Annotated in this window: 13 protein-coding genes, 2 tRNA genes and 1 pseudogene; 6 read left to right on the forward strand and 10 right to left on the reverse strand. The window is 35.9% G+C overall.

Features of this window, described 5'->3' with window-relative positions; all coding sequences use genetic code 11:
* A pseudogene (locus HE1_RS08870) lies at nt 1–187 on the reverse strand (IS481 family transposase); the annotation flags it as partial.
* Between the two features lie 314 nt (nt 188–501).
* Here HE1_RS08870 and clpB point away from each other — a divergent pair.
* Nucleotides 502–3,066, forward strand: a complete 2,565-nt coding sequence (gene clpB, locus HE1_RS03305) for an ATP-dependent chaperone ClpB (RefSeq protein ID WP_035544722.1) — start codon at nt 502–504, stop codon at nt 3,064–3,066.
* Between the two features lie 269 nt (nt 3,067–3,335).
* Here clpB and HE1_RS03310 read toward each other — a convergent pair whose 3' ends face one another.
* The 3 genes from HE1_RS03310 to HE1_RS03320 all read right to left on the reverse strand — a co-directional run bounded on the left by HE1_RS03310 (nt 3,336) and on the right by HE1_RS03320 (nt 4,335).
* Nucleotides 3,336–4,040, reverse strand: coding sequence for a sugar transferase (locus HE1_RS03310; RefSeq protein ID WP_162531231.1), 705 nt, complete (start codon nt 4,038–4,040; stop codon nt 3,336–3,338).
* A 134-nt stretch (nt 4,041–4,174) separates the two neighbouring features.
* A tRNA-Gly gene (locus HE1_RS03315) sits at nt 4,175–4,246 on the reverse strand.
* Nucleotides 4,247–4,252: 6 nt separating this feature from the next.
* Nucleotides 4,253–4,335: transfer RNA gene (locus tag HE1_RS03320), tRNA-Tyr, on the reverse strand.
* A 194-nt stretch (nt 4,336–4,529) separates the two neighbouring features.
* On the opposite strand from HE1_RS03320, the gene HE1_RS03325 reads away from it, so the two are divergent.
* The 3 genes from HE1_RS03325 to HE1_RS03335 are packed head-to-tail and all read left to right on the forward strand — an operon-like array spanning nt 4,530 to nt 8,347.
* The gene (locus HE1_RS03325; protein ID WP_035544724.1) at nt 4,530–6,218 is read left to right on the forward strand and encodes a cation:proton antiporter domain-containing protein; all 1,689 of its coding nucleotides are present in this window, start codon (nt 4,530–4,532) and stop codon (nt 6,216–6,218) included.
* Nucleotides 6,199–7,539 (forward strand): hypothetical protein, encoded by a 1,341-nt coding sequence (locus tag HE1_RS03330; RefSeq protein ID WP_006289975.1) that lies wholly within the window; start codon nt 6,199–6,201, stop codon nt 7,537–7,539. The genes HE1_RS03325 and HE1_RS03330 overlap by 20 nt, the downstream gene beginning before the upstream one ends.
* Nucleotides 7,540–7,573: 34 nt before the next feature.
* Entirely contained in the window at nt 7,574–8,347 is a 774-nt protein-coding gene (locus tag HE1_RS03335) for a ParA family protein (RefSeq protein ID WP_035544738.1), read from the forward strand.
* 16 nt (nt 8,348–8,363) lie between these two features.
* Here the strand turns inward: HE1_RS03335 and HE1_RS06500 are convergent, their stop codons facing one another.
* The gene (locus HE1_RS06500; RefSeq protein WP_162480269.1) at nt 8,364–9,317 is read right to left on the reverse strand and encodes a P-loop NTPase family protein; all 954 of its coding nucleotides are present in this window, start codon (nt 9,315–9,317) and stop codon (nt 8,364–8,366) included.
* Nucleotides 9,318–9,339: 22 nt separating this feature from the next.
* Complete coding sequence (gene rsmA / locus HE1_RS03345; protein ID WP_035544728.1) at nt 9,340–10,161, reverse strand: 16S rRNA (adenine(1518)-N(6)/adenine(1519)-N(6))-dimethyltransferase RsmA; 822 nt, start codon at nt 10,159–10,161, stop codon at nt 9,340–9,342.
* Between the two features lie 426 nt (nt 10,162–10,587).
* Here rsmA and HE1_RS07255 point away from each other — a divergent pair, with 426 nt between their 5' ends.
* Entirely contained in the window at nt 10,588–10,839 is a 252-nt protein-coding gene (locus HE1_RS07255; protein ID WP_174795834.1) for a hypothetical protein, read from the forward strand.
* A gap of 294 nt (nt 10,840–11,133) precedes the next feature.
* On the opposite strand, the gene HE1_RS03350 is transcribed toward HE1_RS07255, so the two are convergent.
* The 4 genes from HE1_RS03350 to HE1_RS08875 all read right to left on the reverse strand — a co-directional run bounded on the left by HE1_RS03350 (nt 11,134) and on the right by HE1_RS08875 (nt 12,591).
* Nucleotides 11,134–11,448: a transposase gene (locus HE1_RS03350; protein WP_035544731.1), complete on the reverse strand. Its 315-nt coding sequence runs from the start codon at nt 11,446–11,448 to the stop codon at nt 11,134–11,136.
* An 82-nt stretch (nt 11,449–11,530) separates the two neighbouring features.
* A complete protein-coding gene (locus HE1_RS06505) occupies nt 11,531–11,740 on the reverse strand; it encodes a hypothetical protein (protein ID WP_052567294.1) in 210 nt (69 codons plus the stop codon).
* Between the two features lie 7 nt (nt 11,741–11,747).
* Nucleotides 11,748–12,185 carry a hypothetical protein gene (locus HE1_RS03355; RefSeq protein WP_052567296.1) on the reverse strand — a complete coding sequence of 146 codons (438 nt, stop codon included), beginning with the start codon at nt 12,183–12,185 and terminating at the stop codon, nt 11,748–11,750.
* A gap of 232 nt (nt 12,186–12,417) precedes the next feature.
* The gene (locus tag HE1_RS08875; RefSeq protein WP_162531232.1) at nt 12,418–12,591 is read right to left on the reverse strand and encodes a hypothetical protein; all 174 of its coding nucleotides are present in this window, start codon (nt 12,589–12,591) and stop codon (nt 12,418–12,420) included.
* 118 nt (nt 12,592–12,709) lie between these two features.
* Here HE1_RS08875 and HE1_RS03360 point away from each other — a divergent pair.
* Nucleotides 12,710–12,996, forward strand: a 287-nt coding sequence (locus HE1_RS03360; protein ID WP_162480271.1) for a glycosyltransferase family 25 protein, incomplete at its 3' end; no start/stop codon positions are given.

Below are 12,996 nucleotides of genomic sequence, written 5' to 3' on the forward strand. Positions count from 1 at the left end.
TTGCTTCTTCTTCAGACTCTGAAAGCACAGTAGATTTGATCTTTTTAAGACCGATAGGGAGATCTTTTGTATCTTCTCGATTCTTCCATTTGATAATTGTTTTTGGATTAACATTAAATAGTATAGCTGCTTTTGCTATGCTCTCTTCACTATTTCTCTCTACGGAGTGCCTCAGTCGTTCTGGCATTTGCGTGTAATACTTGTCTCATAAACTTTTCCTCCATGAATTATTGTCTTCATTATTGTCTTCATAATATACTCCATAATTCTATGGGATCAAACATCAGTTTCCGAAAAGGTCTAGTGAAGAAACGTTTAAAATTTAATTTTTCTAGAATAGTAATTGTTTTTTTTATAAATTTTTTTAGGATTTAGTCTTTTCATTGAGAAATATTCATTTTTTGTGTTTATAGTAGTAACTTGTTGAGGATATTGATTTTTATACGGTTTTTTTCTATACTTTTCTTTGAATGAAGCGATAGTTGTAGAGGGAAATTTTTAATGAATTTTGAGCATTATACCGAAAAAGCCCAGGAGTTTCTTCAAGAAGCGCAATCTATAGCGATCCAAAATAGTCATCCTCAAATTTTAGCAGAACATTTAGCTTTTGCCTTAATTCAAGACGCTCAAGGTGTGGGGGCGTCTTTGCTTCAGTCCGCTTCTATCAATGCAAATCAAGTAAAATCGGTGTTAGAGCGTTTATTAAAAAAGATGCCTTCAGCAAAGGGGGGACAATGTAGTGCAGGGTCTTCTTTATTACAGGCGTTGAAAGAAGCTCAGGAATTTTCCCAAAAAATAGGAGATACTTTTGTCACGGTTCAGGCTTTATTGTATGGTGTGCTTAAGGTGTTAGATTTAGATCTTTCTCCCAAAATTGATATGAAAGCTTTGGAAAAAAGTATCCAAGAACTTCGAAAAGGACGTAATGCACATAGCGCTTCTTCTGATGCACATTATGATGCGTTAGAAAAATACACAAAGGATGTAACCGCACTTGCCCAGCAGGGAAAATTGGATCCCGTGATTGGAAGAGAAGAAGAAATTCGAAGAACTATCCAAGTTTTGTCTCGGCGCAGCAAAAACAATCCTGTGCTTATTGGAGAGCCAGGAGTAGGAAAGACTGCTGTGGTGGAAGGATTGGCTCAACGTATTGCTTCTTGTGATGTTCCAGATACTTTAAGAAATATGAGGATTATGGCATTAGACTTAGGGGCTATGTTGGCAGGAAGTAAATTTCGTGGAGAATTTGAAGAACGATTAAAAGCTGTTTTGGACGAAATTGAGCACAGTAAGGGAGATATCGTTCTATTTATCGATGAACTTCACACGTTGGTGGGGGCGGGAAAAACTGATGGAGCAATGGACGCTTCTAACATGTTGAAGCCTCCATTAGCTCGAGGAGATCTGCATTGTATTGGTGCAACTACTCTAAAAGAATATCGCCAATATATTGAAAAAGATGGAGCTTTAGCGCGACGATTTCAACCGGTTTTCGTAGAAGAACCTTCTGTGGCAGAAACGGTTTCTATTTTAAGAGGGCTTAGAGAGCGCTATGAGTTGCATCATGGAGGCGTGCGCATTACTGATAGTGCACTTGTCAGTGCTGCAACTTTATCAGATCGTTACATCAACGATCGATTTTTGCCAGATAAAGCTATCGATTTAATTGATGAAGCGGCAAGTCGTTTGCGTATGGAGGTGCATTCTAAACCGGAAGCTTTAGATGAAATTGATCGTCGGATTGTTCAGTTGCGCATCGAAAAAGAAGCCTTAAAGAAGGAAAACGATCTTGCAGCAAAGACGCGTTTACAAGGATGTATAAAAGAACTAGAGAATTTAGAAGAACAAAGCCGTATTCTTAGCACACAATGGGAACAAGATCGTACTGCTTTGCATAGTGTGAAAACTCTGAAAACCGATCTGGAAAAAGCTCGTAATGATCTTATTCAGGCACAAAAAGAAAGCCAATGGGAAAAAGCGAGTAAACTAATGTATAGTACTATTCCAGATTTAGAATCTCGGATTAGGGATGAACGAGAAAAAAGCTCTCATGCTCTATTAAAAGAAGAAGTGACTGAAGGAGATATCGCAGCAGTAGTTTCAAGATGGACAGGGGTGGCTATTGACAAAATCTTAACGCAAGAACGTCAAAAATTACTGCAAATGGAAAATTTGTTACGTCAGCGAGTTGTGGGACAAAGCGAAGCTATTTGTGCGGTCAGTCGGGCAATTTGTCGTGCACGAGTGGGATTAGCCGATACCAAACGTCCTATAGGATCTTTTTTATTTTTGGGACCCACTGGAGTGGGAAAAACAGAGCTTGCAAAAGCACTAGCAGAATTTTTATTCGATGATGAAACGGCCATGCTGCGCATTGATATGTCTGAGTATATGGAAAAACATTCAGTATCAAGATTAATTGGGGCTCCTCCAGGGTATGTAGGCTATGAAGAAGGGGGAGTGCTTACTGAAAGTGTACGTCGACGTCCCTATCAGCTTATTTTATTAGATGAGGTAGAAAAAGCTCATGGAGACGTTTTTAATCTTTTCCTTCAAATTTTAGACGACGGCCGGTTGACAGACAGTCAAGGACGCGTGGTTGGGTTTAGCAATACGCTTTTGATCTTGACTTCAAATTTAGGAAGTCAGTACATGATGCAGGAAAAAAGTTCTGATCTTTCTTCTAAGACGCGCTCTCAGGTAATGGAAGTGGTACGCCACACGTTTAGACCAGAATTTTTAAATCGTTTAGATGATATTTTGTTTTTTCATAAACTTACAGAACAGCATATGCATCAGGTAGTACGTATTCAGTTAGACAATGTTCATCGGTTATTAAGCAATAAGCACATAAGGCTGCATCTGGATGACAGTGCTATCGAATTTTTAGCCAATGAAGGGTTTGAACCAGAATACGGGGCGCGTCCTTTAAAACGAATTATTCAGCGTAGAGTTTTAGATCCTCTTTCCACTTTAATTTTAGAGGACAAACTGCACGAAGGAGAAGAGATTTTTGGAAAACTTTCAGAAAACGGAAATGGTGTTACGTTTCAGATTCGTCAATAAAAATTTTTTAAGGAGATTTGAAAATTTTAAGAAAAGAAGTAAGAAAATTTACAAAAGCTTCTTAATTTTAGAAATTTTACATTAACGCATACCTCACTCGACAAAATATATAACAAAAAAGTTCATTTATTGGATGGATATGTAAAGGGATTGAAAGTTTTTATTTTTTTAGTCCCCCTCTGGAATAGAAAAAAAATTTTCCAAACACTTAAAAATTTTTTTAGATAAAATAAGATTTTGATATGCACTTTATTCGCACTTTATTCACATTAAGGAAAAAAATTTTCTTCACAAGCTAACTGAGAATTTTCTCCAGAACACAAAATTCTAAGAGTATACAATAAAATTTTTACGTCTAGGGTATAGCTTTGGTGCTGAATATACTCAAGATCGTAAGAAAACTTTTGGCTCCAGCTAAGAAAATTTCTTCCCTTAATTTGAGCCAGCCCCGTAAGTCCTGGCCGTACGGAATGACGCTGTAAAGGAACTCGTTCATTAATAAATTCTGGAACCAGAGGTCTTGGTCCTACGAGACTCAGGTCTCCTCTTATAACATTCCATAAAGAAGGAACCTCATCCAAACTGTAAGAACGGATAAATGCTCCGTAACAAGAAATTTCCACCTCTTCAGGCTTCATCAAGACTCCAGAAGGATTTTTTTGACACATAGAACGAAACTTAATAATACAAAATTTTTTCTGATATCGCCCGATACGCTGCTGAACAAAGAAAATTGGAGATCCTAGAACAATCCAATTACATAACATCATTCCTAAAAAAAAGGGAGCGATGATAAGCAAAATTGTTCCGCTTACCGCGATATCTAATCCCCGTTTGCTATAAAAAAAAATATTTGCTCTATATCTTTTAGGGGATAAAATCGTAAAAAAACTTCCAAAAAAATACCAAACGATAACTTCAGCAAAAACAAATCCCCAAACCGGAGAACTGAAAAAAATAAAAAACCAAAACAAAAAAAGCTTTCGATTTTTTTTAAAAAACTTCTGTATTTTCATAAGATAAGAAGTTAAAAACTAAATAAAAAGAATACTCCAAACATTTTCTAAAGATAAAGGAAACTAAAAAAGTAAAATTTTTTAACAAACGGAGCGGATGATGGGAGTCGAACCCACGACCATCAGCTTGGAAGGCTGGAGCTCTACCACTGAGCTACATCCGCATGTTCTGGAGAGAGTAGGATTTAAACCTACGTAGACTTGTGTCGGCAGATTTACAGTCTGCTGCCTTTGATCGCTCGGCCATCTCTCCTTACGAACACTATATCTTATATTTCAGAGCACTGTCAATCCCTAAAACTTTGTTTCTTTTTACGTCGCTTTTTAACATTTTTATATTAAATAATTTACATTTTTTTCTAACAAAACATTATTTTTTGAAAAATATTGATTTGTTTGACTTTTTTATTAAAATGGAACTACATATAAAAAAGTTAAATTAAGACTGTGATCATACCTCATACACTTTTGGTACTTTTGTTTGCTTGGCTAGTAACCTTTGTGGTGTGCAAAAGTTTACGAATTAATCTAATTCTAGGATATTTAATCACTGGTATGATTCTTGGTCCCAGTGGAATGAACTATCTAGAAACGAGCAACTTTTTGCTTTATTTGGGGGAATTCGGAATAAGCCTTTTTTTGTTTACACTTGGTGTAGAAATTCCCTGGCATCGATTGATTGCGTTAAGACGATATATTTTTGGTGTAGGAGTAGCACAAGTTTTTTTGTGTGCCTTAGTTATTTCAGGAATTTTGTACATTCAACCTATTTTAAATACGCAAGATACGCTATTTTTAGGTTTGTTATCCCTAAGTTTAGCTTTTTCTTCCACGGCAGTCATTATCCAGATTCTTTCTGAGCGATTTGAACTTACCAGTACAGTAGGACGAGTATCTTTAGGTATTTTATTATTCCAAGATTTAGCAGTTATTGGAATGTTTGCTTATCTTGGGATTGATATGCAAAAAGCACCACTATGGATTAATCTTTTGAACTGGTGTGTCGGGGCTCTACTGTCAGGGCTTTGGGTTATTTTAGTGTCTTGGTTATGTAAGTACGTTATGAGACGGTACAATCAAAGAGATATCGGTCTTGCTTTCATATTTATCACGGTTTTAGCAGGAAGCTTTATTACTCACCATTTTGGACTATCTTCAGAACTCGGCGCGTTTTTAACGGGAGTGAGTATTGCTAGTACATCTTGGCGTCATCACCTAAACGATGAATTACATCCGTTTCGTATTATCCTTTTTGCTTTTTTCTTTTTTATGGCAGGAATGCAAATAAATCTTAAAACTTGTTTAGAACAGGCACAATGGATTGCTTACGGTGTTACTTGGATGTTTTTAGCTAAGTTGTTTGTCATGTTATTTTTAAGTAGGATATGGAAATTTTCCTGGAATGCCTCTTTACAGTTAGGAATATTGATTGCAGGAAGCAGTGAATTTTTATTTATTCTTATTACAAATCCTGCTTTTAAAAATTATTTTTCTCCTGTAACACAGCAGATTGGTTTTGGGATTACGTTTTGTTCTATGATGTTAACGCCAATTTTATTTTCAGTAACGCGCTATTTTTTAAAATTTCTGGAACATCGAGGAGTTTTTTCTCAAGAACACAAAAAAAGAGACAAAGTAGATGTTATTTTAGCTGGCTTTGGCCATGTGGGACAAACCGTTGCCTTGGCTTTAGAGTTAAATTTTATTTCTTTTCTGGTGGTTGATTACGATATTGTGCGCTTAGAAAAAGCAAAAGCTTTGGGATATCCAATTTTGCATGGTGAAGCACGAAATGTAGAATTTTTAAAAAAAGCAGGTGTTGGAGAGGCAAAAATTTTATTGCTAACTTTTGGTCATTCTAGTACTTGTGTAGAATTAGTACGCAATATCCGCGCTAAATTTCCTCAGCTTTACATAGCAGTTCACGTGAGAAGTGCCCAGCAAGCTCAACATTTTCAAGGACTCAGTATATTTTTAGTTTATCCAGAAGCTTTGGAATCTGGGTTGCAAATGGCGGCAATTAGTTTGGAATGTTTAGGTTTTTCTAAAGAACATGCTGCATATATGGCAAAAACCACCCCAAAAACGTTATTTATGGAAAACATGGAGCGCCAAGATGATATTCAAGAAGATTAGCGCGCTAACCTGGAAAGACAGGCTACACCTAACTTTGGGATCTTTAGGATATTTAGCAACTTTGATATTTCCCCAATTGACGTTTACTTCATTAGTATCGGCGCTTGGAATTTTCCTTTTTTTTCATTCTTTTTCTTTTGAAAAAGGAGGGGGGGTATTCTTATTGTTTCTTGGAATATGGGCACTAGATGTTTTAGGGTATGGTACTTTGATTTTTCATGTGGGAAGAGTGGTAGGAATGATTATACCGATTCATAAATGTTTTAGTAAAGAATCTCTTTCAACAAAGATACTTTGGCTTGGATTTGCATTAGTGTTTCTTAGCTATATTGATGGGCTGTACATTCAAAATCCAGCTCCTTACTGGTTTTTAAAATCTTTAATTTTTCCGTTAAGTTTTAGTTTGTGCGTCTTGAATTGGCGAAAAATTTTGGCATGGTCTTTAAAAACCGGTTGTCATTTATTAAATTTTTTTTCTAAAAATGAAATTTTACTTCTATTTTTATTGAGTTTTTGTATTGTATTTTTTATAAATTTTTTAGAGATAGGGACATTTATTTTTGGGCTTAATGCCAAACATCGTATTATGTACCTAAGTATGGTAACAATGCCTTTTTTTTGGTGGTTAATTGACAACAATTATAAAAAAGACGCCTTTTGGATTTTTGGATTTTTAATTTTTCTCAATGGTTACTTCCAATGTCGTTTAGGAATTATAGCGATTTTTTTTGCTGTAGCATTAAGGCATTTGTTTTTATTTTATCCTAAAACAACCGTTTGGCTTTCTCAATGCATATGGAATATAGCTGCTGGAAGTGTAACTTTGATTTTTCAATGGATTATTCAGTTGAAAATTATAAAAAAAATTGCAACTTTGAATACAAGTTTTTATGAAAGATTGGTATTTTGGCGTCATTTTAATGAAACAAGCGATCAAGTTTTTTGGTTTGGAATGGGAATTGGAAAGTTTTTTCAAATTCTTCTTTCCGCCATATCTTATCAAAACATAGAAGGAGTAATAAACACTGTTCCTTGTCACACCCATTGCCTTTGGTTAGATTTGAAATTATGCTTTGGGTGTTCGGGAATAATCGTATCAAGCGTTTTGCTTGCGGCAATAGGAGTAAAAATTTTAGATGCTTATCTTCGCCCATTTTCCTCTGTGACTTTTGGCTTGTGCGTTTATCTACTCATTATTTATATTACTTTTTTCGGGATTTTTTCTCATTTTTTTGTACTAAGCTGGGTAGGGTTTTCTTGGATAGTTGGAAAGATTTTTTATTGTTCTACGTGGAACAAAAGTTTTAGAATAGAAAAATAATATGTGCTTAAAAAAAACAAAGGCTGGAAAATATATGAAAAAAACAAAAATTATTTGTGTTATGAACCAAAAAGGTGGGGTCGGAAAAACAACGACAGCAGTTAATTTGGCGACAGCTTTTGCTGCGGTGGAACACAAGGTGTTACTTGTCGATCTTGATCCTCAAGGAAATGCAACTACTGGTATTGGAAACTTAAATTTAAAATACACAGTATATGAAGCGTTACTTCACTTAAAGCCTTTCACTGAAGTTGTTTCAAAAACTTTTCTTCCTTGTTTAGATTTAGCAGGATCTAACAATGAGTTAGCTGGAGCAGAGATAGAATTAGTTCCATTTTTAGACAGAGAAAAATATTTAACAATTGCACTAGAAGAATTAAAAAACAAATATCAATACATCTTTATCGATTGTCCGCCGTCTTTAGGATTATTAACTCTAAACGCTTTAGTATCTTGTGATTTTGTACTAATTCCTTTGCAGTGTGAATTTTATGCATTAGACGGACTTAGTCGATTGTTAGCAAATATACAGACTATACGACAGACGTTTAATTCTTCTTTGAAAATTTTAGGAATTCTACTGACAATGTATGATAAACGCTGTTTGTTAAATCAACAAGTTGCTCAAAATGTACGAGATTATTTTAAAAATCTTGTTTTACCTGTTGAAATTCCAAGAAATATTAAAATAGCAGAAGCTTCCTCTCATGGGAAGCCTATAATTTTCTATGATTGTAAAAGCTTAGGAGCATTACGATATCTAGAACTCGCCAATTATTTACTAACGCTTTACAACTGGAATAACTAGTATTTGAACTTTGTTTTTAAAAAAGGTTACTTTTCTCCATAGAAAATAGTTCTTCTGAAAAAAAGTTTGCATCGAAATTTACCCAGTCTTCTATACCTTCCCCAACTCCCATTCCGTATATTGGCAGCTTAAAAGTTTGGGTTAAAGAAACTAACATCCCAGCTCTAGCGGTACCATCCATTTTATTAACAATCATTCCAGATAGCGGAAGGATTTTTTCAAAAGAAGAAACTTGGGTGGTCATATGCTGCCCTGTGGTTCCGTCTAATACCAGTAAAGTTTTTAAGGTATAGGAATTACTTCCGTAATATTTTGTAATAACGCGATGAATTTTTTTTAGCTCATCCATTAAGTCGCTACGATGAGGAAGTCTTCCAGCAGTATCAATTAGAATAACATCATTATTGTTGCGTTGAGCATCTTGTAATCCTTGATAAACTAAACTTCCAGGATCTTTAGAGCGCACTGATTTTGTATTAAAAAAATCAGATTCAGTACTTAATGTTTCTATTTTTGTGATTTCTGCTTTAGCACGCTGAGCCCAAATTTCTAATTGACGTTGAGCACCAGCCCTAAACGTATCGGCAGCGATACATCGAACCCTTTTATGACGCCAACGATGTGCTAATTTTCCTAAAATTGTGGTTTTTCCAGCTCCATTAACACCTAAAAACACGACAATCCATGGATTAGATGCGCAAGAGCGCTCTGCATCTAAGTGCGCTTCGTAAGGTTTAAGCAATCCCGAAAGATGCTCTTTTAGTAAATGAACAGCGTTGGTCCAATTCGTGGGGCGTTGTTGAATAACATAATTTGCTAATGCTGTGGAAGCGTCCATGCCAAAATCTGCTTCCAGTAACAAATCTTCTAAATCTTCTTTATGAGAAACAGGAGCGCCAAACCAGGTTTGAATTTTTTCAGATAATCCTTGAGCGCCATTGTATAACTTTTCTTTGATTTTTTTCCACATACTCGTTTCCTTTTTATATTTTTTAATTCTCTTTTGCTTGAGATTCAAAAAAACTACCACTTTTTTTTATATACTCTGAAAATTTTATGTATTGATCGGTTGTTAGAGCTTCAGGGCGATCCTGCATAGAAGCGCCTACACTGGTTAGCCCATCTTTTACTAACTGTTCTGGAAAAATTTTTGTAAAATTAATCAGAGAATTTTTAAGAATTTTTCTGCGTTGAGAAAAACAATGCTTCAAAACAAACTCTAAAATATCAAAATCTACTTTTCTAGTGTTTCTTCTAAGATGTATTACGTAAGACCAAACTTTTGGAGATGGAACAAAACATTCAGGACCTAACTCTAGCACTAATTGGCTTTGAGCTACGCTTTGCATCATAACAGAAAGACGTCCGTAAGCTTTTGTAAAAGGAACAGCCATTACGCGCGCTCCCACTTCTTTTTGTACCATAAACACTGCTTCTGGAAAATGTTCACTGTATCGTAGCCATCTTAACATAATTGGAAGACTAATATTATAAGGTAAATTCCCTACCAAAATTCCTTTTGGACATTCATACCATTCTTGTTTTAATGTATCTCCCCAAAGTATATGCAAAGCAGGGATATACCGTTCAAGAGTTTGAGAAAATCGTTGATCTTTTTCCATAACACAATACTGAGAAAACAAAGGATGTAAATAATCAGTAAGCGCACCTAATCCAGGACCAATTTCTGTAATAGCATTCAGTTTGCTTCGAGATTGAATTTCTTCTATTCTTTTTGTAATGGTGACCAACACTTCAGAATTTTTTAAAAAATGCTGTCCCCATCGTTTTAATGCTTTAATTTTCACAGTCATACAAAAGTATTTAATTTACATAAATACAATGTATCACGCTTTGTGTAAGTGGGCTAGGCACAACTAATCGTTTGAAAATAAAATATATAGAGGCTTAAATTAATATTTACGGATAAATATAGCGCGCACAATATGTAAATTATACCACGTTAATCTTTTCTTAGTATTTAAGTTATGGCATATTCTATAAATTTTTTCTTAAAAGTTTTTTCTATTAAAACATTAAGTTGGCATTACTATTGTGAGGTAGAGTATAAAAATAGAGCCCCACTTAACCAGAAATAAACCTTTTACAAGATGTTTAGGACTTCCAGATTCCTACTGAGCAGGAAAACGCCTGAATATTGCTTTCAAGTAGGAGTATGTATACCATTTCAAATTAGACCGTTCTATACCAAATCAAACTGAAAGTGTTGGACTAATGCGTTGAAAATTGTCATTGACATGGTCGACAAGATCCATGGCGATGTTGTGTCCCAGGTTTGGTCGAAAAAATTGCAGCATACTCTTGCAAAATTTTTTGGCAGGGACGAAAAATCGATTATTGCGCAACATGTTCATTCTTCGATGGGGTTCAGGTTGGGGCTGGAAATAATGCACCTCAATCCCCCTTTCTTTTTCTGCTTTTTGGAGGTCTTTGCTTGTAGGGGCCTTGATCCAAGATCAGGTGAATTTTAGGCGCCTTTGGATAAGCGTCTTTCAGCTGATCAAAAAGCATCTTCAAGGTTTTTAAGGATACCACCGTCGGGCGCATGTGCGTCACTCCCATCAGGTTCATGCGTGTCATGGGGGTGCCTGACAGGTGATTTTCGTTGCCATGGTGGGGGGCGCCATCACCAAACATCCGGCGGTGTTGTCATCGCCGTTGAATAAACGCTTCCTGCTTGGCTGCCTTTGTGGGCCGTGCTGCTAGCTTTTTAAATGAAAAGTTATGGGCGTGCAACGTCTTGCCTTAAATCGCAGCCATAGGATTCAAGCATACTCCCCCTCACTTTTTTTCAGGTAGTTTAAAAGATCGCTGAAATCAAAGAGTAAGAGTTTATCTTTGATCCACCTGAGTCCCCTTGTGAAGTATGAATACAAAGGAGCTCTGACTGTTTTTTTGTAAGCAATTTCTTGTGTAAGGCCCGTTATAAAAGCGTATACAATAGCAACAGCGACAATGGTCATAAGTTTGGAAAGTCTTCCCAAATCTTTCATAGGGGTATTTTCAAGGTTAACCCCTTGCGTTTTCATAGTTCTGAACAGCCGTTCAATGTCCCATCTTTGTTTGTAGGCTTTTATCACCCGGTCTTTATCTTAAGCAAATGACAAGGTGCTCATCTTTAATCTTTTTACCTACGATACCCCCCTAGGATCATCCAGCATGTTACAGATGGCGGCTTTCGTCCGTATTTAGGTGAGTAAAAAAATCCTTCAAAGGCTTTTTAGAGGTGCCGAAGTTGGCCAATGGATTATCTTTTATACGGATAAAAAAAGGGATCTTGTAGTCACACAAATCAGTCACACAAATAAGTGATCCAATCTTTGCCCACAAATTCGCGATCAGCTGAAAAGGAGAAAATTTAATCGCCCCCAAAGATTTCCTAAAATTGATTTAATAAACTGATGCGTGCTTGGGTGTGCGAATTTTCCTGGTGATCAAGCATGCTCCAAAACAAAGGAAATGTAATCTTTCCAACTCTAACAGCTAGTACGAGGTAATTGATATTCTGCGTTCCAAACTTCCAATTGGTGCCATCGAGCATTAAACGCATTTTAGGAACTTGCTCCAAAATGCTTGATATCAAGGCTTTTGAGAAGAGTCCAGAATCAATTACTTGTCCTTTAAAAAAACGCCTGACGCGTTCAAGCTTGGATTTTATTGAAGGTGGAGAGTGCATCTTGTGGATCATCGCAGGATGCTGAACCTTTCGCTGATCGATCATACTAAGTACGAAGGTTTTAAAAGTCTCTGCGCGGGAATTGTGAAAAGCTAATAGTTTTATTATCTTATTTATTAAGGATGATAGGTTCATTTGCATTAAACATTGTTGTTTGTTTTTAATAAAATAGTCTATCTTTCGGGTCTTTTAAAGACCCTTCAAAAAAGTGAGGGGGAGTATGGGATTCAAGAACAGATATCGCTTACTTTCATATACGTTGTGGCTTCCAAACGTGCTATAAGTTCTGCTGTTTGTAAAATATTCAGCTTGCTTACAGAGCCCTCGCTTTACACCATTAACTTTTGATCTTCCTTATACTCCTCTACGATCGTCAATCAAAAAAGCCTAAGCAATTTGACGAGCTCCACCCTTTGTCGGATAGCAAAACAGCCTTAATCCTATCCTCTACGCGTCGGTTCCTAACGCAACACGATCTTCTTCTTTCAGAAATCTTTGCGTAAGAAAAATTATTAACACATGAAATTAAACTTTTAAACAATTTCATTTAGCATGAGTATAGATGCAGTCAAAGACAATTTCCTGTTAGGCCGTTTTGACTAGAAAAAAAAATAACTATTATAAGATCGTAGTCGGTGTTTGTGTTTTATCCAAGAGTTGTATTCATGATCGATACATACGTTATAAATTTGGATCGCGCCAAAGATAGATGGAACAAAATAATGCCTAAGTTGTCAGAATTTTCTGATTTCAATATAAGACGCATAGTAACTATTGACGGAAAATATGAAAATTTTTCACATATCTCGTTTGAACTCTACCAAACCTTTCGAAATTTTGGCCACCCCTTAAGTACAGGAACAATCGGATGCTACCTTAGTCATGTTAAAGTGTGGGAAAAGTTTTATAGCTCCCAAAAAGATTACTGCCTTGTTTTAGAAGATGATGTAAC

This window comes from Holospora elegans E1, assembly GCF_000648275.1.
Taxonomy (GTDB): domain Bacteria; phylum Pseudomonadota; class Alphaproteobacteria; order Holosporales; family Holosporaceae; genus Holospora; species Holospora undulata_A.